Origin of the sequence: Massilia eburnea (assembly GCF_009720745.1) — a bacterium.
In the GTDB taxonomy this organism is placed as follows: Bacteria; Pseudomonadota; Gammaproteobacteria; order Burkholderiales; family Burkholderiaceae_D; genus Rugamonas; species Rugamonas eburnea.
The window spans coordinates 235541-260004 of record NZ_WNKX01000004.1 but is presented as its reverse complement, the minus strand read 5'-3'; the positions used below and the strand labels follow the sequence as shown (position 1 = coordinate 260004).

The following is a 24464-nucleotide window of genomic DNA, read 5'->3' as shown; positions in this document are numbered from 1 at the left end:
TTTAGTAACGCCAGCTACCCGCAACGCGAATCTCGGACTTCACCGACCGCGCCAGGAAACACTCCCCATGCGCCTCATGGTGCAGCCTGTCGAGCTCTGCATCCGTCGGCGCCTTCCCGCCCGAGAACACCACCAGCGGCTTCAGCGTCACTACGCTGATCCAGCCGCCCTGCATCGTCCCCTCCGCCGCATCGACATAGCTGTCCACCACATAGCCGTCGCGCGCCGCCAGGCTCAGGAACCACAGCATATGGCAGCTCGATAAGGAAGCCACAAACGCCTCTTCCGGATCAACTGCAGTGGGATCCGACAAAGGCACCTTCACCACATGCGGCGACGAAGATCCCGGCACCACCGTGCCGCCGTCAAAGGTCCACTTATGCAGCCGGCTATAGCGGTTATCGGTGAATTTGGCATCGTGGCGGAACCATGCCACTTCGGCGGTATGCGTCGACATCGGGAGCCTCCTTGACAAGAATGCAAGCAAGATACACCCGCGCGCTTTCCATTACAATGGCGGATTCCCCTTTCAGCTTCCAGCAATCCAATGATCGTTCTCGGCGTCGAATCCTCCTGTGACGAAACCGGCCTGGCCCTGTATGACACGCAGCGCGGCCTGCTGTCGCACGCCCTGCATTCGCAGGTAGCGATGCACGAGGAATACGGCGGCGTGGTGCCGGAACTGGCTTCGCGCGACCATATCCGCCGCGCCATTCCATTGCTGGAACAGGCGTTGAACAAGGCCGGCATGCCGGCCAGCGCCATCGATGCCATCGCTTACACGCAAGGGCCAGGCCTGGCCGGCGCGCTGCTGGTGGGTTCGGCCATCGCCTGCTCGCTGGGCATGGCGCTCGACAAGCCAGTATTGGGCGTGCACCATCTGGAAGGCCACTTGCTCTCGCCGCTGCTGGCCAGCGAACCGCCCGAATTCCCCTTCGTGGCGCTGCTGGTATCGGGTGGCCACACACAGCTGATGCGGGTGGATGGCGTCGGCCAGTACGAGCTGCTGGGCGAAACGCTGGACGATGCGGCCGGTGAAGCGTTCGACAAATCCGCCAAGCTGCTCGGCCTGGGCTACCCTGGCGGTCCGGCTATTTCACGCATGGCCGATTTCGGCGATCCGGAAGCCTACAAGCTGCCGCGCCCCATGCTGCACTCGAAGGACTTGATGTTCTCCTTCTCCGGCCTGAAAACAGCGGTGCTGACGGTAGTGAACAATAACGGCGGCGCCGCCAACGTCTGCGAGCAGGACAAGGCGAATATCGCGCGTGGTTTCGTGGATGCGATTGTGGATGTGCTGACGGCCAAATGCCTGTCCGCCCTCAAGCAGACCGGCCTGAAACGCCTGGTGATCGCCGGCGGCGTCGGTGCGAACGCGCAGCTGCGCGCCTCGCTGAACGCGGCGGCGAAAAAGAAGCACTTCAAGGTCTATTATCCCGAGCTGGAATTCTGCACCGACAACGGGGCAATGATTGCCTTCGCCGGCGCCATGCGCTTGCAGATCAATCCGCAGGCGGCGCAGCGGGATTATTCCTTCAATGTCCGTCCGCGCTGGCCGCTGGACGAACTGCGGGTGATTTAAGCCAGCAGCCAGGCACTCAGGCCCACCAGGGCCAGCAGGCCGGCGGCGATGCCGGTGGTGCGCAAGCCTTTGTGGCTGACTTGCTGACGCGCGAATTCGTGTCGGTTTGGCTTATCGTCCTGCTTTGCTTCCTTGCCAACTTCTTGCTGCGCTACTTCGGTGTTCATCACATGTCTCCATTTGTATAGACCACCAATGTAGCAGCAGGGACGCCCTGCTGCCACACATTTGCATGTTGCTATGCGGCAAAACGTTGTGCCGGGCGGCCTTGCCGCTGGTAGAGGAATTCCAACACACTTGTCCTGTAGTCAAGGTAGAGAGGGTCCTGCGCCAGAGCTAAACGGTCGCGCGGACGCTCGAGCCGCACCTTGACGATATCCCCAATGGTTGCGGCCGGTCCGTTGCTCATCATGATGATGCGATCTGACAACAAAACCGCCTCGTCCACGTCGTGCGTGACCATCACCACCGTGGTGCCGGTCCTGGCGACGATGCGCATCAGCTCGTCTTGCAGGTGGGCGCGCGTCAGTGCATCGAGCGCGCCGAACGGTTCATCCATCAGCAGCACTTTCGGTTCCATCGACAGCGCGCGGGCAATGCCGACGCGCTGCTTCATGCCTCCCGAGATCTCGTTGGGACGCTTGCCGCCCGCAGTCGCCAGTCCCACCAGCTCCAGCGCTCGCCAGGTGCGTTCATCCAGCTGGGCGCGGGTCTCCTTGGCGCCAAACACCCGCTCCACTGCGAGCAGCACATTGTCGAAACAGGTCAGCCACGGCAGCAGCGAATGGTTCTGGAACACCACCGCGCGTTCCGGCGCCGGCCCCGCGATTTCGCGGCCACTGCAAACCAGCACGCCGCTGCTGGGAAGGGTCAATCCTGCGATCAGGTTCAGCAGCGTGGATTTGCCGCAGCCCGAATGCCCGATCAAGGTGATGAATTCTCCCTGCTCCACAGACAGGTCGATGCCGCTCAGCGCGTGGAACTGGTCGAAGTACATATCGACCTTGCTGATGTCGATGAATTTCCCCGTCATCTCATTTCTCCTCATAGCTGAAGGCTTTGGCCAGCGCGACCAGCGCCAGTTCCAGCAACAAGCCGACCACGCCGATCACGCCAATGGCGATCAGGATGTGCGGCACGTTCATATTGTTCCACTCATCCCACACCCAGAAGCCGATGCCCACGCCTCCAGTCAGCATTTCCGCGGCGACGATCACCAGCCACGCCGTGCCGATGGCGAGCCGCACCCCGGTCAGCATATATGGCAGCACCGATGGCAGCAGGATCCTGGTCACCACCTTCCACTCGGACAGGTCCAGCACCCGCGCCACGTTCAGGTAGTCCTGCGGCACGCGCTGCACGCCGACGGCGGTGTTGACGATCATCGGCCAGATCGAGCAGATGAAGATGGCCCAGATCGCGGCCGGGTCGGCCGCCTTGAACACCAGCAGGCCGATAGGCAGCCATGCCAGCGGCGACACGGGTTTCAGCAAGCTGATTAAAGGGCTGAACATGCCGTACACAAAGGTGAAGCGGCCGATCAGGAAGCCCAGCGGAATGCCCACCACGGCCGCCATGCCAAAGCCGAGCGCCACCCGGCGCAGAGAGGCCAGGATGTTCCAGCCTATGCCCTGGTCGTTCGGTCCCTTGCGGTAAAACGGGTCGGCGAACAGCTTCGCCGCCTCGTGCCAGGTCTCCACCGGCGTCGGGAAGCCAGGGTTGCGCAGCGCGATCACCTGCCAGGCCAATACCAGCAACATGAGCCCGATCAGCGGCGGCAGCACTTTCATCACAATGGGACGCAGGCGCCCGCCCGGCGGCGCCAGGCGCACACCCTTTGCCGCCAGGCGCGCGCGGCGCGAAGGGGTCTCCGGGGCGACGGTGCCTACGCCTTCGATCGAAGAATAGACTGCACTCATGGTTCTTTCCTTCACGCTTTGATCTTGAACGAATCGGCATAGGCCTTGGGATTCTTGCCGTCCCAGACCGCACCGTCGACCATCTTCACGCTGCGCAGCGCCGACTTGGGCACGCTCACCTTCGCCATGCTCGCGGCATCCTTGTAAAGCTCGATCTGGTTGATCTGCGTGGCGACGGCCAGATAGTCCGGCTCCGCCTTCAGCAAGCCCCAGCGTTTTTGCTGCGTGAGGAACCACATGCCGTCGCTCAGGTAAGGGAAGTTGACCGCGCCGTCATTGAAGAACTTCATATAGTTCGGATCGTCCCAGGTCTTGCCGAGGCCATTCTGGTAGCGGCCCATGATGCGCTGGCCGATCACATCCACCGTTGTATTGACGTAGGACTTGTCGGCGATGGCCTCCGCCATCTTCACCTTGTTCGACAAGGATGCATCGATCCAGCGTCCCGCCTCCAGCACCGCCGCAACCAGCGCGCGTGCCGTGTTGGGATACTTCTTTACCCATTCTGCGCTGGTGCCCAGCACCTTCTCCGGGTGGTCGCGCCAGATGTCCTGCGTCGTGGTGGCCGTGATGCCGATGCCGTCGACAATCGCGCGGTGGTTCCAAGGCTCGCCCACGCAGTAGCCATCCATATTCCCGATACGCATATTGGCCACCATTTGCGGCGGCGGCACCGTGATCACCTTCGCGTCCGTCATCGGGTTAATACCGTAGGAAGCGAGCCAGTAATACAGCCACATGGCGTGCGTACCCGTCGGGAAGGTTTGCGCAAACGTATATTCACGCGGATCGGTGTGCATCAGCTTTGCCAGCGAAGCGCCGTCAACCGCGCCCTTGTCGGCAAGCTTTTTCGACAGGGTGATTGCCTGGCCGTTGTGATTGAGGTTCATCAGCACGGCCATGTCCTTCTTCGGGCCGCCGGCGCCCAAGTGCACGCCATAAACCAGGCCATACAGGACATGGGCCGCATCGAGTTCGCCGTTCACCAGCTTGTCGCGCACGGCGGGCCAGGAAGCCTCCTTGCTCAACACGATCTTGATGCCGTACTTCTTGTCGAAGCCAAGCAGCGACGCCATCACGACAGAGGCGCAATCGGTGAGGGGAATGAAGCCGACTTTGACTTCTTCTTTCTCCGGCCTGTCCGAGCCTGCAGCCCAGGCGCCTTGCGCTGCAAGACCAGTGACGGCGGTTGCGGCGCCGGCCGCCAACAGGCGCCGGCGGGTAAGGCTGAACGTGTGATCCATCTCTATCCCCGTGAGTAAATAATGGGGATATTGCAAGTGCCGTGCCACCCCGCTTTCAGGGGCGCAGGTGGTGAAATTGCGGCACCTCGCTTGTGCGCCGCACCAATATAGCGCCGTCAGCGCACCGGGTGAAGCCTCGGATCGGTGCGCAGGCGCTCGGCCATGAGGTCGACAAAGCTGCGGATGCGGGTCGAACCCTGGCGGCTGTCGCGATGCACGATATGGATAGGCACAGCCGGCGTGGCATAGTCCTGCAGCACCTCCACCAGCTCGCCCGCATCGAGCAGGGCTGCCGCCTGGTAGGACAGCAGGCGTGCAACGCCAAAGCCGCTGCGCACGGCCTCGATCGCCGAATCGTTGTTGTTCACGCCCAGGCGCGGCTTGAGGCGCAGAGACTGCGCGCTGCCGCCATGCTGGAAGCGCCAGTCAGGCGGCACGCTCGAACCCGACGAGCCGACGATGGTGTGCTGCTCCAGCTCCTGCGGCGTGTGCGGCGCGCCATGCTTCTCTATATAGCTTGGCGAAGCGACGATCATGCGCCGCACCCGGCCCACCGGCACCGCGCGCATGCTCGAATCGGGCAGCTCGCCGATGCGGACGCCGACGTCGATGCCCTCCTCCAGCAGATTGGTCACGCGGTCGACAAAGACGGTGGAGACGTCCATGGCCGGGTAGCGCTGCAGATAATCGACGATGCCCGGCATGACGTACAGGCGCCCGAACAGCACCGGCGCGGTCACTGTCAGGTGGCCGCGCGGGGCGGCGTTGATGCCGGCGACGGCGTCGTCGGCTTCATCGACTTCCGCGATGATGCGGCGCGCGTCGTCCAGGTAGCGCTGCCCCGCTTCCGTCACCCGGACATGGCGCGTGGTGCGGTCCAGCAGCCTCACGCCAAGGCGTTCCTCCAGCGCCGCCACGGCGCGCGTCACGGCAGGCGGCGACATGCCGAGACGGCGCGCGCCCGCCGCGAAGCCCTGCTCCTCGGCCACGGCCACATAAACAGTCATCAGGTAAAGGCGGTCCATGGGTATTTCATCGCGAAGTCGATAAATTGGCGTACCCGCATCGGCATGCGGCTGCGCTGAGCATAGTACATGTAAATCCCGGCGTTGGAGGTCACGTGCTGCGGCAGCAGGTGCACCAACCGCCCTCCGCCAGGTCGCGTTCCGCCATGTACAGGGTCAGCTGGCCGACGCCGACGCCGGCGCGCACCGCTTCCAGCTCGGCCTCCGCGGTATTGAAGCTGGCCACGCACGGCACGTCCTGGTAAATGGTGCCGCCTTCGCCGCGCAGCTCCCACGGCACGATGCGGCCGGTATTGGGCTGGCGAAAGCCGGTGCAGCGGTGCTTCTGCAAATCGGCCACGGTCCTCGGCGCGCCGTGCTTCGCCAGGTAGCTGGGCGCGGCGCAAACATACAAAGCGATCTTGCCCAGACGCCGCGCCACCAGGTTGCGTTCGGGCGGATTGCCGGCGCGGAAGCCGACATCGATCTTCGACTCGATCATGTCGGTGAAGTGGTCTTCCAGGTACAGGTCGAAGCGGGTACCAGGGTGCATGTCCTGGAACTGCGCCAGCAAGGGCGCCAGCACAATGCTGCCGATCGAAGTCGGCGCGGTAATGCGGATCACGCCATCCATCGCCTCGCGGCTGCTGCGCACATGGTCCAGCGCTTCATCGAGCAAACGCAGCCCGGGATTCGCCAGTTCGAACAGGCGCTGGCCCTCGTCGGTCAGGCTCAGGCTGCGCGTGGTGCGATGGAACAGGCGCACGCCGAGATGCTCCTCCAGCTGGCGGATCGCCTTGCTGACGGCCTGCGCCGACAGGCCGGCATCCACCGCCGCCTGGCTGAAGCTGCCGGCATGCACCACGCCGATAAAAAGAGTAATGACGCGCGCCTTGTCCATTTACAACCACCAGTTGAAGATAAAACACCTTTGCCATATCTAGTGTAGCAGCATTGCGGCGCCTAATATGGCTTTCACCAACCCACTTCCTTGAAGGAGCAATATCATGGCAAACAAAGTCTGGTTCATCACTGGCGCATCGCGCGGCTTCGGCCTGCTGATTGCACGCGACGCGCTGGCGCGCGGCGACGCCGTCGTCGCGGCGGCCCGCAATCCGCAATCCATTGTCGATGCACTGGGCGGACATCCCAAGCTGCAGCCGGTGCAGCTGGACGTCACCAGCGAAGCCGCCGCCGTGGCCGCCGTCCAGGCCGCAGTCGAACGCTTCGGCCGCATCGACGTGCTGGTCAATAATGCCGGCTACGGCATTCTCGGCGCCGTGGAAGAAGCCTCGGCCGATGAAGTGCGCCGCAACTACGAGACCAACGTCTTCGGCCTGCTGCACGTCACGCGCGCCGTGCTGCCGGTAATGCGCAAGCAGCACAGCGGCCACGTGATGAATATCTCTTCCGTCGGCGGCTACAGCGCATACCAGGGTTGGGGCATCTACAGCTCCACCAAGTTCGCAGTGGAAGGCCTGAGCGAAGCAATGGCCTTGGAACTGGCGCCGCTGGGCGTGCACGTCACCGTGGTGGAGCCGGGCTTCTTCCGCACCGACTTCCTCGACGCCAGCTCGCTGTCGGAAACCGCCGCCCGCATCGACGACTACCAGGAAACGGTTGGCGCCATGCGCACCTTTGCCGCCGGCGTCAACCACCAGCAGCCGGGCGATCCGGCGCAACTGTCCAAGGCACTGCTGCAGCTGGCCGACAGCGCGCGGCCGCCACTGCGCCTGCACCTGGGCAGCGACACCGTCGCCCGCGTGCGCGAAAAGAACCGGTTTGTGGAGCAGGAGATGGCGGCTTGGCTCGAGCTGTCGCTGTCGACCGACTTCGATCAGCCGGCCAAACAGGCAGCTTAAGGCGCGTCCTTTGCCCCGCCCAGCAGGTCGGCGCGGGGCATTGCCCACTTCGGCACGCCAAATGGGCAAGCGGGTTGGGCAGCGCGAGGCAAGGTCGTGAAGTTGCCGCGCGAGCCGGAGGAAAACCGCAGGTCGGTGGCTTCCGTGCCGCCCACGGCCGGCATGCGCGCAAAACGCAGCCACGCGGACAATTGGCAATCGCTCGCCGCGCGTTCGCGCAAGGCCGCAATGCTGCCCTGCCAGGAGCCCGATAGCAGGACGCCAGGTACCTGGACCGGCATCTCCTGCACCGCATCCGCCGCCAGCGCCGCAGGGCACTCGCGCGGCGGCAGCAGTGCCGGCGCAAGGCTCAAGTGGCCTCGCCGCAGCTGGTAAGTCCTGCCATCGGATTCGATCGACGCAAAGCTCCAGCACAGAGGCTGCGAGGGAAAGGCGGTGAGCGCCACATCCAGCACCTTTGCCTGCGGATCCTGCAGCACCAGCGCCGCCGTCACCGCCTGGCGCGCCTTGTTTGAAGCCGACGCCTGCACGCCAACGTAGGCCAGGACAACGCCCAGCGCCAGCAACAGCGCGCGCCGGCTATGCATATGCATGAAGCGCAAGGCCGCCACCGCCGCACCAAGCGTCACCAGCGCTTCGAACGAAGTCCAGCCGAGGTAGCCATGCATGGTGAAATACAGGAGCACCACCGGCAGCACCGCCAGCACGACGATCCGGCCGCGCCGCGAAGGTAGCGTCATCGCCAGCGGCACGCCAAACGCCACCCAGAACACCGGCTCGATGATGAAGATCATATCGCCGTAATACCAGGTCCCGCTGAACGGATAGAAAGGATGGACGCCATAGTTGTTCATGAAGTCCATGCCGATGTGCAGCAGGAAGCCCGCAGCCAGGGCGATGCCCAGCCCGCGCCGCGCGAAACGGCTCGCGCGCAAAAGTGCCCGCGCGTTCGGCCACAGCGCCCACAACAAAGCCAACAGCAGCAAAGCCTGCGGCAGAAGGTAGAGCAAGGTATGCGTATGGCCCCGATGATGCAGCAGATAACCCAGCGGCGCAGGCGCCAGGTGGGTGAACAGCAGGTCCAGGTCCGGAAAATTGCTGGCCAAAGCGCAAGCCGCCAACAGCAAGCGATGGCGTGTCTTATGCTGCGCAGGATCAGCCTCCACCGGCAAGGAGCGCTGAATCAGCTCGCCGACGCCAAGACCAACAACGGAATGTGTGATGTTATCCATGCTTTATGAAAATCGGGCTCTTAAAAAAATGGGGACGTAACACATTATTCGCATCGCGAATAATGTGTTACGTCCCCATTTTTTTAAGAGCCCGACTTTCGAACATTAATGCTGGACCTCGACGCCGTGCCAGAAGGCGATGCGGTCCTTGATATTGTTGGCGGCGTCCTTCGGCGCGGGGTAGTACCAGGCGGCGTTGGCGTTGACCTTGCCGTCCACGACGACGTTGTAATAACTGGCCACTCCTTTCCACGGGCACAGCGTGGTGTGCTGGCTCGCTTGCAGGTAGTCCTTGTTCACCCGCGCGGGCGGGAAGTAGATGTTGTGCTCGACGATCTCGACTTCATTGCTGTCCGCCTCTGCGATGACGGCGCCATTCCATATTGCCTTGGGCATGCAAACTCCTGTCCTGTTCAGCCTTCTACACGGTTGCGGCCGTTGGTCTTGGCGCGGTATAGCGCGGCGTCGGCTTGCTTCAGCAGCATCTCGGCGTCGTCGATGTCCATGTGGTTGAACGAGCCGACGCCGAGGCTGGCTGTGACCGGCACCGTGCGCGCCCCGGCGCTGTGCACCTGGGCTTCGATCCGCGACCGCAACGTCTCTGCGAACTTGCGCGCTCCGTCGAGCGGCGTGTTCGGCAACAGGATACACAATTCTTCGCCACCGTAGCGTCCGGCGACGTCGATCACCCGCACGTTTTCGCGCACCAGGCGGCCAATCGCGGCCAGCACTTCGTCGCCGACCTGGTGGCCGAACTCGTCGTTGATGTTCTTGAAGTGGTCAACGTCGACCATTACCGCCGACAGCGGGGTGCGGAAGCGGCGTGTACGCGCGACTTCGAACTTGAGGCGGTTCATCAGGGAGCGGCGGTTGTGCAGACCGGTCAGCTCGTCGGTAGTGGCCAGCATTTCCAGCTCATCCATCGAGGCCTTGAGCGCCTTTTCGTTGGCGCGCAGCTCGAGCAACGCCATGACCTGGCGCGCCAGCTTGCGCAGCATTTCGCGCTGTGCCGTCGACAGGCAGCCGGCCTTGGTATTCATCACACACAGGGTGCCGATGGCGTGGCCGTCGCTGGTGGTCAGCGGCACGCTGCTGTACATGCGCATGAAGGGCGCTTCCGTGGTGAGGGGCATGCCAGCGGTGCGGGCATCCTTGCTCAGGTCGCAGATTTCGGTCGCTTCGTCGCCCAGCACTGCCAGCGAGCAATAGCATTGGCCGCGCGGCATCGAGTCGACTGCCAACCCGGTGAAGGATTTGACGAAGACGCGCTCGGCGTCGACCAGCGTAATAAAAGCGTAGGGGACGTCGCAGACCTTGGCGGCCAGTTCGGTCAGGAAGGTGAAATCGTCGCACGATGCCGTTTCCAGGGCGTCGTAGCGGTACAGCGCTGCCAGGCGGCTTTGGTCATCCGCCGGGCGGGGATACAGCATTGTTACGGTGTTTTCTGCAGCTGACATGCATCTCTCCCTGTTACTTCCTGTAGTGTAACAAGCTTGCATGCTAGCTAAGGGTTTTTATTTTAAAGATACTATTTGGCGCAAGGCCCGCTCGAAGGCTTCCGGTGGTTGTCCGCCGGAAATCAGATGCTTTTCGTTAATAATCACCGCCGGCACGGATTGAATTCCGTTGCGATGGTAGAAGTGCTCCATATCGCGAACTTCCTGCGCGTAGCGGCCAGAAGACAGCACTTGCACCGCTTCGGCCTCATCCAGGCCGACCTTGCCCGCCAATTGCACCAGCAGGGTACGGGAGCTTGGATCGAGGCCGCGCGTGAAATAGGCGTCGAATAAGGCCTTTTTCAGTTCTTTTTGCTTGCCCTGTTCGCCCGCCCAATGCAGCAGGCGGTGGGCGTCAAAAGTGTTGTAAATTCGGCTACGCATCCCCACGCCGAAGTCGAAACCGACATCGGCGCCGCGCTGGCGGATCATTTCGCGCGTCTGTTCCTGCTGGGCGGGGCTGGCGCCATATTTCTGGCGCAAGTGCTCGGTGATGTCCTGCCCTTCCGGAACCATATGCGGGTTCAGTTCGAAGGGCTGGAAGTGGATTTGCGCCTGGACACTGTCGCCAAGGCGGGACAGCGCCACTTCCAGGCTGCTCAGCCCGATCGCACACCAGGGACAGGAAACGTCGGAAACGAAGTCGATGCGGATCGGGGTAGTAGTCATGATGATCTAGGCCTTTTTCTTGGCTTTGCCGCCGATGCGGCTTTCTTTGCCAGCAATAAGGTTAGCAATATTTTTGGCATGGCGCCAAACCAGCAAGCCGCTCATGGCCAGGACGGCTGCCAATTGCGGCTCGGCGCCGAACAGCAGGCCGTAATAGAACGGTGCAAAGACGGATGCGATCAGGGCGGCCAGCGAGGAGTAGCGGAAGGCGTAAGCCACCACCAGCCAGGTCGCCAGCGTCGCCAGGCCCAGCCATACGTTCAGGGCCAGCAGCACGCCCAGCGCGGTCGCCACGCCCTTGCCGCCGACAAATTTGAAAAATACTGGCCACAGGTGGCCGACGAACACAGCGACTGCCACCAGGGCGATTGCCTGGTCCGCCTGCGCGCCAAGACCCAGCTGCTGCTGGAAGTGGTCGACCAGGAACACAGCCAGCCAGCCTTTGAAGGCGTCGCCGATCAGGGTCCAGATCGCTGCCCCTTTGTTACCGCTGCGCAGCACGTTGGTGGCGCCGGGATTGCCGGAACCATAGGTGCGCGGATCAGCCAGGCCGTAGAACTTGCTCACCACCACGGCGAAAGAAATCGAACCGATCAGGTAAGCAGCAATAATCAGAAACAAAGTAGTCATAAATCCCCAGGGAATCGTTGTTTTTATATGCGGCAGCGACTATACACCATACCGCACGGCAAGGGCTGCACCGCGGGCTTGCGTTTCTGTCAATCCGGCAAGGCGCATTGCACTGCCTTTGCCGCCAGCACTTCGGTCAGCACGGCAGGCTTGATGCCAATCAGGAAACCACGCCGGCCGCCATTGATATAGATCGTATCCAGGGCCAGCACGCTTTCTTCCACGTAAACCGGCATCGCTTTCTTGGTGCCGAAGGGCGAGGTGCCGCCTACCATATAGCCGGAATGGCGCTGCGCCACTTCGGGCTTGCACGGTTCGACGGATTTGCAGCCGATATTGCGGGCCAGGTTCTTGGTCGAGACTTTGCAGTCGCCGTGCATCAGCACGATCAGCGGCTTGGCCGCTTCGTCCTGCATCACCAGGGTCTTCACCACGTGGTGTTCGTCGACACCCAGTTCGCGCGAAGACACCGAGGTGCCGCCATGCTCCTCGTACTCATAAGGATGTTCGGAAAACGAGACTTTGTGCTTGCGCAGTAAAGCTGTCGCGGGAGTTTCGGAAATGTGCTCTTTTTTTGCCATGCCGTGATACGCTAGTGCCAGAGAGGAGTTTCTCATTATGCAGCAAGAAATTCGCTTTGCCACCTTCAACGTCTGCAACCTTGCCCCGCCCGGGGCGAAACTGTACGACAACCTGCAGCCATTGACGGAGCAGGAATACGAGGCCAAGGCGGAATGGACTGCGCAGCAGCTGGACCAGCTGGATGCCGACGTGATCGGCTTCCAGGAGATCTTCTCCCAGGAAGCCTTGCGCGACGTGCTGTCCCGCACCCGCAAATACCGCGACGCGGTGCACGCCGGCTTTGATCCCGATCCCCACGCCGCCCGACTGACGCCCAATGTGGCGCTGGTGTCGCGCCTGCCCCTGGCAGCGGCGCCCGAAGTCTACGCCAATTTCCCGGAAGGCGTGCCGGCCGATTCAGGCCTGGCGGAGTCGGACCGCTTTGCACGCGCGCCCCTGCACGCCCAGGTGGTGCTGCCCAACGAAATCGTGGTGGACGTGATCGTGGTGCACCTGAAATCGCGCCGCCCGGATTACCGCAGCGGCGACACCACGGAAGATCCGCTGCACCTGGCCATGGCCAGCCTGCGTTCACTGGTCTGGCGCGGCACCGAGGCGGTGGCCCTGCGCGTCCTGCTTAGCAAGATGATGCGCGAAACGCGCCGGCCGTGCATTGTGCTGGGAGATTTCAACGACACGGCTGATGCGGTCACCACGACCATTGTTTTGGGCAACGGCGGCGGCATGCTGCCGGGCGACGAGCGGCGCGGACGCATGTACGACGCCAACCAGATCCAGCTGCGCCAGGACCACCTGCGCCACGTCGCCTACACCAGTATCCACGAAGGCCACTATTCCACCATCGACCACGTGCTGGTGTCGGAAGAATTCAACCCCGCCTCACCACGCGCCATCGGCGAGGTGCTGGACGTCAGCTACTTCAACGACCACTTGCGCCAGGAGCGGCCCGAGGTCTCCGACCACGGGCAGGTCCTGGTGCGGCTGCGGCTGCGTTAGGCGTCATGGTTCGGCTCCCAAGGCATTCCCGGCCAGGTGGCCCTGGCATTGGTCGCAGCCGAGCTCGCGCAGCAGCTGGAGCTGGTCTTCGGTTTCGACGCCCTCCGCGATGACGGTCATGTCCAGGCTGCGCGCCATGGCGATGATGGTGCGGATGGCGGTGGTATCGGTGCCGTGGTCGAAGAAGGACTGGGCGATCTTCAGCTTGTCGATCGGGCTATCCTTCAATTGGCCCAGGCGCGAATAACCGGTGCCGAAATCGTCGATCGACAAGCGCAGGCCAAGGCCGCGCAGCTTGCCCAGCACAGCTTCGGTCTGGGCGCCAGCCTGCATCAGCATCGCTTCCGTCAGCTGCAGCTCAAGCAAGTGCGCCGGCAGCCCTGAGCAACGCAGCGCATCCCCCACACAATCGATCAAGTCCTTATGCACGAACTGCGCCGGCGCCAGGTTGACCGAGACCACCAGTTCGCGGCCCTCCTCCAGCCAGCCGCGCGCGCAGCGGCATGCTTCCTGCAACACCCATTGGCCAAGCGCCACCATCATCCCTGCCTCGCTCGCCACGCCGATAAAGCGCTCCGGCAGCAGCAAGCCAAGCGCGGGATGGCGCCAGCGCACCAGGGCTTCCATTCCGACCACGGCGCCGCTGGCGATATCCACTTCCGGCTCAAAAACGAGCTCAAACTGCTGCTCGGCCAGCGCGCGCCGCAAGCCCTGTTCCAGGCCGGAGCGCTCGACGATGCGCGCATTCAGTTCGCCGCTGAAAAACTGGTAGCCGTTGCGGCCCTCCTCCTTGGCGTGGTACATGGCGATGTCCGCGTGCTTGAGCAGGGCATCAATCTCATCTCCATCGGCAGGAAACATGGCGATGCCGATCGAGCCGGAAATATGCGCGATGTGTTCGCCCAGCACGAACTCCTGCTCCAGCGAATGCAGTACCGTTTCCGCCGCATGCGCTGCGCCCTGCGGCCCGGCCACGTCCGACAACAGGAGGATGAATTCATCGCCGCCCTGCCGGCTCACCGTATCGGCTTCGCGCACGCAATGCACCAGGCGGCTCGCCACTTCCTTCAGCAGCCGGTCGCCTACCGCGTGGCCCAAGGTATCGTTGACCATCTTGAACCGGTCCAGGTCGAGGAACAGGACCGCCAGCATGGCGTGGTTGCGGCGCGCGGCCGCCAGGGCCAGGCGAAGGCGGTCCAGCAGCAGCACCCGGTTCGGCAAATCGGTCAGGAAATCGTGCTCGGCCAGGTGGCGTGTGTGCTCCTCGCTCTTCTTGCGCTCCGTGATATCGGTGACGATGCCAATGTAGTTGCTGACACGCCCGGCGCTGTCGCGGATTGCGCTGATGCTGGTCCAGCACGGAAACAGCGCCCCATCCCGCTTGCGGCCCCAGGATTCCCCCTCCCAGTGGTCGCCCGCCTCCACCTGCGCCCACACTTCCCGGTAGAACGATTCGTCATGCACGCCCGAACGGTACAGGCTGACCGGCTTGCCCAGCATGTCCTTCGGCCCGAAACCGGTAATCACGGTGAAGGCGTGGTTAAGTGCGATCACGCGCCGCCCGCGATCGGTCAGCACGATGGCATCGCGGCTGTTCTCGAATACCTGCGCCGCCAAGTGCAAAGCCCGCTCCGCGCGCTTGCGTTCGGAAATATCGCGTACCACGACGTAATACAGCTTTCCGCCATCCAGTGAAATCGCGGTCAGCAGCACTTCCGCCCAGAACAGGGCGCCTTCGCAGTCGACGTAATGCCATTCGCTGCGTGCGTTGCCGCCCCGGCTTGCCTCGTCCGTCATGCGCGCCTCGGCTTCCGACGACAGTTCGCCGGACGGTTGCGTCATCGGCGAGAAATCGTGCAGCTTGCGCCCCACCAGGCGCTCGGCCTTCTCGCACTTGAAAAGCAACAGCGCGGCCGGGTTGACTTCTTCCACCACGCCATCGCGCAGCAGGAAGATGGCATCGCTCGAACGCTCGAACATCTGGTGGAAGTTTTCGCCAGCCGCCTGCAGCGCGTCGAAATCCTTGCGCCGCTGCGTGATATCGATGTCCATGCAGAAGATCTGTGCCAGCTTGCCGTCGTGCCAGACCGGAATACAGGTGGAGTACAACCAGAGCTCGCGGCCGTCGCCAGTCTTGACCTGCCAGTCGCCGGCCGGCGGCGAATGGCCCTTGCTCCATATTTCTTCCACCAGCGCATCATGCTCGGCCTGTCTTACGCCGCGCGAGCAGAGCGATGCCACAGGCTGCCCTACCGCTGCGTCAACCGTGATGCCCAGCATGTCGGCGCAAGCCTGGTTGCAGAACTGAACCACGCCCGCGCGGTCAAAACTGCATACCGCGACCGAGGGCGTCAATTCAAGCGCCGCAACCATTCGCGCGATCAGGTCGAGCGCGGCATGGGCCGGCGTCAGCGCTTGCGGAATGATGGGCATATCGGTACTCATGATCCCATTTTTGCGGCCTTGTGCGGCGCGCCAATTGAGTTGCATCAAAGGTGAGCGCAAAGACGCCGCTCCATCCCCACTTTTTGCATTTCATGTCGCCGTTTGTGCGCTTTATCGCATTCACGTGGCCGCTGGACTTGTTAAACCCTAGAGTGACACCATCGCAACCCGCGCCAGCGGACAACATTGACGAAGAGATAATAATGAGCCCTCAACCTGTGCACCTGAAATCCCCTCGACGCTGGCGCTTTCCCCTGATCGGCCTGGTTGTACTGGGCCTGGCGGGTGGCGGCTGGACGGTCATGAAATCGCAAGCCAAGCCGGCTGAGGCGGCGAAAGCTGCGGGCGGCCCGGCCAAGGCGCCGGTACTCGAACTGGCCAGCGCCGACGTGGCGCCGATCAGCGCGCGCCAGCTGGCAGTCGGCTTGCCTTTGTCGGGTTCGCTCATCCCCGTCAGCCAGGCCACCATCAAATCCAAGGTTTCCGGCCAGGTGCAGGAAGCGGCGCTGCGTGAAGGCGTTTCCGTGCAAGAAGGCCAGGTCCTGGCCCGGCTCGACCAGGCCGACCTGAAAGCGCGCCTGGCGCAGCAGCAGGCCATGCTGGAAGAAGCCCAGGCCAAGCTGTCCATGGCCCAGAAAAACGAATACAACGCGCGCGCCCTGCTCTCGCAGAAGTTCATTTCGCAAACCAGTTTCGACACCACGGCCAATGCCGTCGAACTGGCGCATGCCAATGTCAAATCCGCTTCCGCCATGGTCGACCTGGCCCGCATTGCGCTGAACGACAGCGTGATCCGCGCCCCGATCAGCGGGATCATCTCCAAACGTCATGTTCAGGCGGGCGATAAAGTCGCGCCTGACATGCCCGTCTACACCATCGTCGGGCTGCAGGAGCTGACGCTGGAGGCGCAAGTGCCCACCACCGATATCCCGCGCGTGAAAGTCGGCCAGGACGTGAGCTTCCATGTCGACGGCTTCGCCAAGCGCGAATTCAGCGGCAAGGTGGCGCGCGTGAACCCGACCACGGAAATGGGCTCGCGCGCCATGCTGGTGTATATCTCGGTGCCGAACGCCGATGGCGCCCTGCGCGGCGGCATGTTCGCCAAAGGGAATATCACCACCGATCGCACCAAGGAAGCGCCGGTGGTGCCGCTGGCCGCGCTGCGCGAAGAAGCGGGCAAGCAAGTGGTGTACAAGGTAGCCGACGGCGTCATCGTATCGCAGCCAGTCAGCATCGGCCTGCGCAGCGAAGACCAGGGCCTGGCGGAAGTGACCGGCGGCCTGGATGCCGGCGCCAACGTGATCATCTCGAAACTGGAAGGAGTGAAACCGGGCGCGAAAGTGAAGCTGGCAGGGCCCGTCCCGGCAGCCAAACCGGCCATGCTGGCAAAGGGTTGAATCATGTGGATCACTAAAATCTCGATCCGCCAGCCGGTGTTCGCCACCATGGTGATGGTGGCGCTGATGGTGCTCGGCATCTTTTCGTACAAGGGCCTCGGCGTGGAATCGATGCCGAACGTTTCCTTCCCCTTCGCCGCGATCGAAGTGATCTACCCCGGCGCATCGCCGGAGGCGGTGGAGAACGACATCACGCGTCCGATCGAAGACATCGTCAACACCGTGTCCGGCGTGAAGACCATCCGTGCCAACTCGTGGGAAGGCAAGTCCGGCGTGTATGTCGAATTCGAACTGTCCACCAATATGGACAAGGCGATGCAGGACATGCGCGACAAGATCTCGCTGGTGCGTCCGAAATTCCCGCGCGAAGCGAGAGAGCCGTTCATCGCCCGCGCGGAAGGCGAGAACGACCAGCCTATCGTCAGCCTGTCGATGGCTTCGGACACGCGCAGCCTGCGCGAGCTGTCCACCATGACCGACCAGATCATCGCCAAGCGCTTCCAGGGCGTGCCGGGCGTGGGCCAGGTGCGCGTATTCGGCACCACCAAGCGCCAGATGCTGGTCAGCCTGCGCCCTGCCGACATGCGGGCGCAAGGGGTCGGCGTGGACGAAGTGATGCGCGCCATCCAGAACACCAACGCCAACCTGCCGGCCGGCCGCCTGACCGCCGACGTCACCGAAACCCTGGTGCGGGTGGAAGGCAAGTTGAAACAGGCGCAAGAATTCAACAAGATCATCGTCGCGCGCCGCGCCAACGGCCCGGTCTACCTGGACCAGGTGGCGGACGTGATCGACGGCGAGGCGGAAGAACAGACCATCTCGCGCGTCAACGGCAAGCCCGCCGTGTCGCTGGACATCACCAAGGTGCAGGACGCGAACGTGGTCGAAGTCGGCAACGGCATCCTGAAAGTGGTGGAGAACCTGCGCAAGACGCTGCCGGAAGACATCAAGATCAAGGTGCTGGATTCGCAATCGGAGCGCGTGCAGGCGCAGCTCGACAACGTCAAGCGCACCATCGTCGAAGGCGCGATCCTGACCATGGTGATCGTGTTCTTCTTCCTGCACTCCTGGCGCTCGACCATCATCACCGGCCTGACTTTGCCGATCTCGGTGCTGGCCTCCTTCATCGCCATGAAAGCGTTTGGCTTCACGCTGAACTTCCTGACCCTGATGGCGCTGTCGCTGTGCATTGGGCTGCTGATCGACGACGCCATCGTGGTGCGTGAAAACATCGTACGCCACCTGGGCTTCGGCAAACACCACCGCAAGGCGGCGGAAGACGGCACCAATGAAATCGGCATCGCGGTGATGGCGACCACTTTCGCGATTGTCGCCGTGTTCGTGCCGGTGGCCTTCATGAACGGCATTATCGGCCGCTTCTTCCTGCAATTCGGCGTGACGGTGACGATGGCCGTACTGGTATCGCTGTTCGTTTCCTTCACGCTCGACCCGATGCTGTCGTCGGTCTGGCACGACCCGGTCAAGGACCGCTTCAAATACCTGCCGTGGCTGGGCCGCACCATGGAGAAGGTCGAGCACGGCGTGGAAATGGTGCACCGGCTGTACGCCAAGGTGCTGGCCTTCGCACTGCGCTGGCGCAAGCTCACGCTGGTGTCGGCCTTCGCCCTGTTCGCGGGCAGCCTGATGCTGGTGCCCATGATCGGCGGCGAGATGTTCCCGGAAACCGACCAGGGCCAGCTCGTCCTGCAGCTCAAGGTGCCGGTCGGCTCCAGCCTGGAATACAACGACGCCAAGGTGCGCCAGGTGGAAGCTGCGCTGAAGGAATTCCCCGAGATCGACGCCATCACGGCCAACGTCGGCGACCCTTCCGGCCGTCATGTCTCCTTCCTGCGCATCAAGCTGACCGATATCAAGCAGACCCACCGCCAGCCGCAGAAAAAGCTGGAAGCCGCGATCCGCAAACGCCTCGAGCGCATTCCCGGCATTACCTTGTCGGTGGGCCAGAAGCCGATCTTCATCGCCATCCTCGGCACCGACGAAGCCAAGCTGGACCAGACCGCGCAAACCCTGATGGCCAAGATGCGCAATATCAAGGGCGTGGCCGACCTGGAATACAGCCAGGAAGGCGCCAACCCGTCGACCCTGATCAAGATCAACAACGAACTGGCCAGCGACCTGGGCCTGAACGTGCAGCAGATCGGCAACGCCATGCGGCCCTTCGTGGCGGGCGATACGGCCAGCTACTGGCTGGCGGCCGATGGCCAGAACTATGAGGTGAACGTGCAGCTGCCCAAATCGGGCCGCCAGCGCATCGCCGACCTGGCCGACCTGTCGCTCACCTCCAGCAAGGTCGGCCCGGACGGCAACCCGCTGATGGTGCCGCTGCGCCAGGTGGTCGACTTCGTCCCCGGCTTCAGCCCGCAGGTGCTGAAGCGCCAGGCCCTGCAGCGCCGGGTCGCGATCTACGCCGGCACCGAAGGCCGCCCAGCCGGCGACGTGGACGCCGACGTGAAGAAAGCCATGGATTCCATGAAGCTGCCGGACGGCGTGCGCTTCGACGTGGCCGGCAATGCACAGCAGATGCAGGAAACCATGAGCGGCGCCATGACCGCGCTGGGCATTGCGGTCGTCTTCATCTACATCGTGCTGGCCTCGCAGTTCGGCAGCTTCCTGCAGCCGATCGCGATCATGGTGTCGCTGCCGATGTCGCTGATCGGCGTGCTGGTGGCGCTGCTGGTGACCGGTTCCACCCTGAACGTGTTCTCCGTGATCGGCGTCATCATGCTGATGGGACTGGTGACCAAGAACGCCATCCTGCTGGTCGACTTCACCAACCACGGGCAACGCGACGGCATGAACCAGTTCGACGCCATCATGGCCGCCGGCCAGGTACGCCTGCGTCCCATCCTGATGACCACCTTGGCCATGATCTTCGGCATGCTGCCGATGGCGATCGGCCTCGGCGAAGGCGGCGAGACCCAGGCGCCCATGGGGCGTGCAGTGATTGGGGGTGTCATCACCTCCACCCTGCTGACCCTGGTGGTGGTGCCGGTGGCGTACTCCTACCTCGACAACTTCGGCAAACGCGCCAAACGCTGGCTGCGCCGCGGCCACCAGGAAGACAAGCTGGCCGAAGCCGCTTGAACAGTTTCGCCCGAACAGTCCTTGCAGTGGCGGGGACGTGACGGCGTCCCTATATGAAAGTCGGGGTCAGCTCTGGCAATCGGACATTTTGCGCTGCGCGAAGCGCAAAGCTTCTCGAGAAGCCAGAGTTGACCCCGACTTTCATTCCGGAGTGGTGGTGTCGGTTTCCTCAGTCTCGTAGCCTGCCTCGTCGGCGTCTTGCTCATCGGCTGGGCGGTGCTTGGCCGCTGCCTTTTTCTGGGCTTTTTCCTCTGCCTTGCGCTTCTTCTCCAGCTCGCGCTGCCGCTTCTCGAATGCAAAATTCGTCTTTGCCATGGGAATACCTCCTGAAAGCCTACATTAGGCCGATTGCAGGCTCGGCGCAAACGAAATTATCCGCGCGGATGATGTAGCGCATGAATCTGCTTCAAACGCTCCCGGGCTACGTGGGTGTAGATCTGGGTGGTGGAGATGTCGGAGTGGCCTAAAAGCAACTGCACGACGCGCAAATCCGCACCGTGGTTCAGTAAATGGGTGGCGAAAGCGTGGCGCAGGGTGTGCGGCGACAACGGCGCGCTGATGCCTGCTTTTAATGCTTGTTTTTTTACTACGACCCAGAACATCTGCCGTGTCATCGGGCCGCCGCGGCCGGTGACGAACAGGGCGTCGTCCTGCTGGCCGTCGAGGATCGGGCCGCGCGCTTCGCGCAGGTAGCGCTCGATCCACAGGCGGGCTTGCTCGCCGAACGGCACCAGGCGCGTCTTGGCGCCCTTGCCGGTGATGCGCAATACGCCGTCGTTCATGCTCAGCTCGAGCGTTTTCAGCGCCACCAGTTCGGAAACGCGCAGGCCGCTGGCATACATCAGCTCCAGCATGGTGCGGTCGCGGATGCCGAGCGGGGTGCGCAGGTCGGGCGCCGCCAGCAGCGCTTCCACCTGCCCTTCGCTCAGGGTATGCACGAAACGCAGCGGCTGCTTGGCGGAGGCCATGCGCAGGCACGGGTCTTCAGCGATGTAGCGCTGGCGCAGCGCCAGCTGGTAGAAGCGTTTCAGCGCCGACAGGCGGCGGTTGGCGGAACTGGCCTTGGTGTCTTCATGGCGCGCCGCGAAGTAGGCTTGCAGGTCGGCGGTGCCGGCGGCGTGCAGGCCGCCCACGGAAGGCCGCGCTGACTCCAGCCATTTGGCGAAGGCGGTCAGGTCGCGCCGGTAGGCGTCGAGGGAATTTTTGGACAGCCCGTCTTCCAGCCACAGGCTGTCGCAAAACTCGTCGATCAGAGCAAGGTTGCCTGCTGCCATTGGTACTCTTTATGTCCCTCGTGCGCCAGCAGCCAGCGCTTCACGCCCAAGGTAAAGCCGTTCTGGTCGTCGCTGCCGGCAAAGCCGCCCAGGCTGTTGGCGCCCATCACACGGTGGCATGGCACCAGGGGCGGGAAGGGATTGGTCCGGCATGCCTGTCCCACCGCGCGCGCCACGGAATCGAGGTGCTTGGCCAGCTCGCCGTAAGTGCGCACCTGGCCGCGCGGGATCTCGCGCAGCGATTGCCAGACGCGGCGCTGGAATTCGCTGCCGCGCATGGCCAGCGGCAGATCGAAGACGTAGTCGGCATCGTCGCAATAGGCAAGCAGCTGCTGCACGGCTTTTTCCGCCAGGGCGTTGGCCGGCGCCTGCTCCGGGGTGGTACCCGGCAGGTAGAACATTTCTGTCACTACCCCGCCGGCCGTCCCAACACCCATGGCGCCGAACGGGAGGTGGACGATGGCGGCGAAATCCTTGCCTGCCTGTTGTATTTCGGTCACGGTTGCTCCATTCAAACTGTGGCAATGATGCTACACCAGTGCGCCAGGATAGGGCAAAAAAAACGCGCCCGAAGGCGCGTCTTGAGTCTTTTTTTTCACCACCCCGGCCATTTAACCCCGCTTGTGGCGGCGGCCAACAGCATACTGTCAGGCAGCGTGTCTCCTCTATTTCCGCGGCAGCGCCGCTTCGTTCTTCTTCTACACTCCCCACTAAATTCTGGCCCACTGCTATCTTGGTGCAAGCCGCACCGTTTGGGGGCGACGCCATAGTAACCGATCTTTTTCCAGATATCGTTATTTATTTTAGGCAATATAAGATGGCTGCCACTTGAGCCGAATTTGTGCTAGGCATTGACCTCGTATTAATGCTTATTGCCAAGAGTGCCACAATTGAATATTTTCGGAAAAAGGCGCGGATACCTTCAGCATCCGATAACTATAAGAGGCAAATTATGTTTATGAAAATTCTCGACCATCTGGAGGAGTGGATCATCACCTTCCTGATGGCAGGGGCGACGCTGATCATCGCCCTGTCCGTGGCGCACCGCTACGGCACCGGCTTTTCCATTCCCTACGTGCAGGACTGGCTGCTGTCGCTGCATTTCGAGTGGGCACAGGAGCTGGCCATCATCATGTTCGTGTGGATGGCCAAGTTCGGGGCGGCCTACGGCGTACGCATGGGCGTCCACGTGGGCGTGGACGTACTGGTGTCCCGTTTGCCGGATTCCTGGCGCAAGACCACCACCATCATCGCCCTGGTTTGCGGCGCCCTGTTCACCGGCATCATCGGCACGCTGGGCCTGCGCTTCGTTTGGGAAAACGGCATGCACTACGCCATCTTCCACAAACTGGGCATGGATACCGGCGACTTGCCGGAAGGCCCGACCACGCCGGACCTTGAGTGGCCGACCTGGTTCGTCTACTCGGTGGTACCAATGGGCTCTTACCTGATGTGCTTCCGCTTCCTGCAGGTGCTGGTGAGCTTTGTGCGCACCGGCGAAATGCCGCACCAGGATGAATCCGAAGTCGAAGGCCTGGGCGACGTGGAAAACGATCCGCTGTTCGCCACCGTTCCCCACACGCACAATGGAGGTGCACGATGAGCGGCGCCGCACATTCCCAGGTCGTCCCCATGTCCAAGCCCAAGGCGGCCAAATGGCTGCTGGGCATTGGCGCCATCCTGCTGACCATCTGCCTGATGGGCGGCAAGGTCGGCATCGTCTTCGCGCTGCTGATCGCCCTGATGCTGACCGGTATTCCAGTCTCCATCGCGCTTGGCCTGACAGTGCTGATGTTCATGTACCTGCTGACCCAGGTGCCGGTGGAAGCGGTGGCGCTGAAGCTGTTCAGCGGTATCGAGAAGTTCGAAATCATGGCCATCCCGCTGTTTATCCTGGCCGGCAACTTCCTCACCCACGGCGGCGTGGCGCGCCGCATGATCGCTTTTGCCACCAGCATGATCGGCCATTGGCACGGCGGCCTGGCGCTGGCGGGCATCATTGCCTGCGCCATGTTTGCGCTGGTGTGCGGTTCCTCGGTGGCGACGGTGGTGGCGATCGGTTCGATCATCCTGCCGGCGATGGTGAAACAGGGCTACCCGAAACAGTTTGGCGCCGGCGTGATCATCACGGCCGGCTCGCTGGGGATCCTGATGCTGCCGTCGATACCGAAGGTGATTTATGCGATTTCCACCAATACCTCGATCGGCGCCCTGTTCCTGGCCGGCCTGTTCCCCGGCATCCTGCTGACCGTGATGCTGTGCACCACCACCTGGGTGCTGGCCAAAAAGAACAAGTATCCGCGCATGCCCAAGGCCACCTGGGCGCAGCGCTGGAAAGCCCTGCGCGAAAGCATCTGGGGCCTGATGCTGGTGGTGATCATCATTGGCGGCATAACCAAGGGTATCTTCACGCCGACCGAGGCAGCGGCGATGAGCGCGGTGTATTCCTTCCTGATTTCCGTGTTTGTCTACAAGGACATGCCGCTCAAGAAGACGCCGGAAGTGGTGCGCAAATCGGCCAGCCTGTCGGCCATGCTGCTCTACATCATTACCAATGCGGTGCTGTTCTCTTTCCTGATGGCGCATGAGAACATTCCGCAGGCGATGGCGGATTGGATCCTGTCCAAGGACCTGGGCCAGGCGGGCTTCCTGTTCTTTACCAATATCCTGCTGCTGCTGGCGGGGAATGTGATGGAGCCTTCGTCGATCATCCTGGTGATGGCGCCGATCCTGCATCCGACCGCGATCCGCCTGGGTATCGATTCGGTGCACTTCGGTATCATGATCGACGCGAATATGGAAGTGGGCTTGTGCCATCCGCCGGTGGGGCTGAACCTTTACGTGGCTAGCGGGATTTCGAAGATGAGTATTTCGGAATTGACCGTGGCGGTGATGCCTTGGCTGCTCACCATGCTGGCGTTCCTGGTGATTGTGACTTACTGGCCGGGGTTGTCGCTGTGGCTGCCGAAGGCGATGGGGCTGATGTGACCTGAACCCGGTAGTGCCGGGTCAGACCCAAGGGTCTGA

24 protein-coding genes are annotated in these 24464 nt (G+C 62.6%); 7 read left to right on the top strand and 17 right to left on the bottom strand.

Translation table 11 applies throughout. The features are described 5' to 3' along the window. Position 1 precedes the first annotated feature (1 nt). The gene (locus GM658_RS07340; protein ID WP_155453351.1) at positions 2-457 is read right to left on the bottom strand and encodes an OsmC family protein; all 456 of its coding nucleotides are present in this window, start codon (positions 455-457) and stop codon (positions 2-4) included. A 90-nt stretch (positions 458-547) separates the two neighbouring features. Here GM658_RS07340 and tsaD point away from each other — a divergent pair, with 90 nt between their 5' ends. Continuing rightward, positions 548-1582, top strand: a complete 1035-nt coding sequence (gene tsaD, locus GM658_RS07335; RefSeq protein WP_155453350.1) for a tRNA (adenosine(37)-N6)-threonylcarbamoyltransferase complex transferase subunit TsaD — start codon at positions 548-550, stop codon at positions 1580-1582. Here the strand turns inward: tsaD and GM658_RS07330 are convergent. From GM658_RS07330 to GM658_RS07305, 6 genes are all read right to left on the bottom strand, one after another. Next, positions 1579-1749, bottom strand: a complete 171-nt coding sequence (locus GM658_RS07330; protein WP_155453349.1) for a hypothetical protein — start codon at positions 1747-1749, stop codon at positions 1579-1581. The two genes, tsaD and GM658_RS07330, sit on opposite strands and share 4 nt — an antisense overlap. Positions 1750-1820: 71 nt before the next feature. Next, the gene (locus GM658_RS07325; protein ID WP_155453348.1) at positions 1821-2615 is read right to left on the bottom strand and encodes an ABC transporter ATP-binding protein; all 795 of its coding nucleotides are present in this window, start codon (positions 2613-2615) and stop codon (positions 1821-1823) included. Position 2616: 1 nt separating this feature from the next. Then, positions 2617-3501 carry a nitrate ABC transporter permease gene (ntrB, locus tag GM658_RS07320; protein ID WP_155453347.1) on the bottom strand — a complete coding sequence of 295 codons (885 nt, stop codon included), beginning with the start codon at positions 3499-3501 and terminating at the stop codon, positions 2617-2619. A gap of 11 nt (positions 3502-3512) precedes the next feature. Further along, positions 3513-4745, bottom strand: coding sequence for a CmpA/NrtA family ABC transporter substrate-binding protein (locus GM658_RS07315; RefSeq protein ID WP_155453346.1), 1233 nt, complete (start codon positions 4743-4745; stop codon positions 3513-3515). Positions 4746-4861: 116 nt separating this feature from the next. Beyond that, positions 4862-5770, bottom strand: a complete 909-nt coding sequence (locus GM658_RS07310; RefSeq protein ID WP_155453345.1) for a LysR family transcriptional regulator — start codon at positions 5768-5770, stop codon at positions 4862-4864. 91 nt (positions 5771-5861) lie between these two features. Beyond that, complete coding sequence (locus GM658_RS07305) at positions 5862-6650, bottom strand: LysR family transcriptional regulator (protein ID WP_308612940.1); 789 nt, start codon at positions 6648-6650, stop codon at positions 5862-5864. A gap of 106 nt (positions 6651-6756) precedes the next feature. On the opposite strand from GM658_RS07305, the gene GM658_RS07300 reads away from it, so the two are divergent. Beyond that, a complete protein-coding gene (locus tag GM658_RS07300; RefSeq protein WP_155453344.1) occupies positions 6757-7611 on the top strand; it encodes an oxidoreductase in 855 nt (284 codons plus the stop codon). Here GM658_RS07300 and GM658_RS07295 read toward each other — a convergent pair. From GM658_RS07295 to ybaK, 6 genes are all read right to left on the bottom strand, one after another. Further along, on the bottom strand, positions 7608-8843 hold the full coding sequence (locus GM658_RS07295; protein ID WP_155453343.1) for a metal-dependent hydrolase: 1236 nt from the start codon (positions 8841-8843) through the stop codon (positions 7608-7610). The genes GM658_RS07300 and GM658_RS07295 overlap by 4 nt on opposite strands. Positions 8844-8948: 105 nt before the next feature. Beyond that, positions 8949-9239, bottom strand: coding sequence for a DUF427 domain-containing protein (locus GM658_RS07290; protein ID WP_155453342.1), 291 nt, complete (start codon positions 9237-9239; stop codon positions 8949-8951). A gap of 17 nt (positions 9240-9256) precedes the next feature. After that, the gene (locus GM658_RS07285) at positions 9257-10300 is read right to left on the bottom strand and encodes a sensor domain-containing diguanylate cyclase (RefSeq protein WP_155453341.1); all 1044 of its coding nucleotides are present in this window, start codon (positions 10298-10300) and stop codon (positions 9257-9259) included. A gap of 57 nt (positions 10301-10357) precedes the next feature. After that, entirely contained in the window at positions 10358-11008 is a 651-nt protein-coding gene (locus tag GM658_RS07280) for a DsbA family oxidoreductase (protein ID WP_155453340.1), read from the bottom strand. A 6-nt stretch (positions 11009-11014) separates the two neighbouring features. Next, entirely contained in the window at positions 11015-11638 is a 624-nt protein-coding gene (plsY, locus tag GM658_RS07275) for a glycerol-3-phosphate 1-O-acyltransferase PlsY (RefSeq protein ID WP_155453339.1), read from the bottom strand. An 89-nt stretch (positions 11639-11727) separates the two neighbouring features. After that, a complete protein-coding gene (ybaK, locus tag GM658_RS07270) occupies positions 11728-12219 on the bottom strand; it encodes a Cys-tRNA(Pro) deacylase (RefSeq protein WP_155453338.1) in 492 nt (163 codons plus the stop codon). A gap of 37 nt (positions 12220-12256) precedes the next feature. On the opposite strand from ybaK, the gene GM658_RS07265 reads away from it, so the two are divergent. Further along, the gene (locus GM658_RS07265; RefSeq protein WP_155453337.1) at positions 12257-13216 is read left to right on the top strand and encodes an endonuclease/exonuclease/phosphatase family protein; all 960 of its coding nucleotides are present in this window, start codon (positions 12257-12259) and stop codon (positions 13214-13216) included. 3 nt (positions 13217-13219) lie between these two features. Here the strand turns inward: GM658_RS07265 and GM658_RS07260 are convergent, their stop codons facing one another. Beyond that, positions 13220-15661, bottom strand: coding sequence for a sensor domain-containing protein (locus tag GM658_RS07260; RefSeq protein ID WP_229416797.1), 2442 nt, complete (start codon positions 15659-15661; stop codon positions 13220-13222). A 203-nt stretch (positions 15662-15864) separates the two neighbouring features. Here GM658_RS07260 and GM658_RS07255 point away from each other — a divergent pair, with 203 nt between their 5' ends. Further along, positions 15865-17058 carry an efflux RND transporter periplasmic adaptor subunit gene (locus tag GM658_RS07255; RefSeq protein WP_155453336.1) on the top strand — a complete coding sequence of 398 codons (1194 nt, stop codon included), beginning with the start codon at positions 15865-15867 and terminating at the stop codon, positions 17056-17058. 3 nt (positions 17059-17061) lie between these two features. Continuing rightward, positions 17062-20163: an efflux RND transporter permease subunit gene (locus tag GM658_RS07250; protein WP_155453335.1), complete on the top strand. Its 3102-nt coding sequence runs from the start codon at positions 17062-17064 to the stop codon at positions 20161-20163. Between the two features lie 141 nt (positions 20164-20304). On the opposite strand, the gene GM658_RS28830 is transcribed toward GM658_RS07250, so the two are convergent. Genes GM658_RS28830 through GM658_RS07240 form a run of 3 tightly spaced genes read right to left on the bottom strand, consistent with a single transcriptional unit; the run spans position 20305 to position 21937 of the window. After that, positions 20305-20478 (bottom strand): hypothetical protein, encoded by a 174-nt coding sequence (locus GM658_RS28830; RefSeq protein WP_170298713.1) that lies wholly within the window; start codon positions 20476-20478, stop codon positions 20305-20307. Positions 20479-20534: 56 nt separating this feature from the next. Continuing rightward, positions 20535-21437, bottom strand: a complete 903-nt coding sequence (gene xerD / locus GM658_RS07245) for a site-specific tyrosine recombinase XerD (RefSeq protein WP_155453334.1) — start codon at positions 21435-21437, stop codon at positions 20535-20537. Further along, positions 21413-21937, bottom strand: a complete 525-nt coding sequence (locus GM658_RS07240; RefSeq protein ID WP_371865053.1) for a methylated-DNA--[protein]-cysteine S-methyltransferase — start codon at positions 21935-21937, stop codon at positions 21413-21415. The genes xerD and GM658_RS07240 overlap by 25 nt, the downstream gene beginning before the upstream one ends. 458 nt (positions 21938-22395) lie before the next feature. Between GM658_RS07240 and GM658_RS07235 the strand changes: the two genes are divergently transcribed. Then, positions 22396-23040, top strand: coding sequence for a TRAP transporter small permease (locus GM658_RS07235; RefSeq protein ID WP_155453445.1), 645 nt, complete (start codon positions 22396-22398; stop codon positions 23038-23040). 95 nt (positions 23041-23135) lie between these two features. Beyond that, a complete protein-coding gene (locus tag GM658_RS07230; RefSeq protein ID WP_170298723.1) occupies positions 23136-24425 on the top strand; it encodes a TRAP transporter large permease in 1290 nt (429 codons plus the stop codon). The last annotated feature ends 39 nt before the right edge of the window (positions 24426-24464 follow it).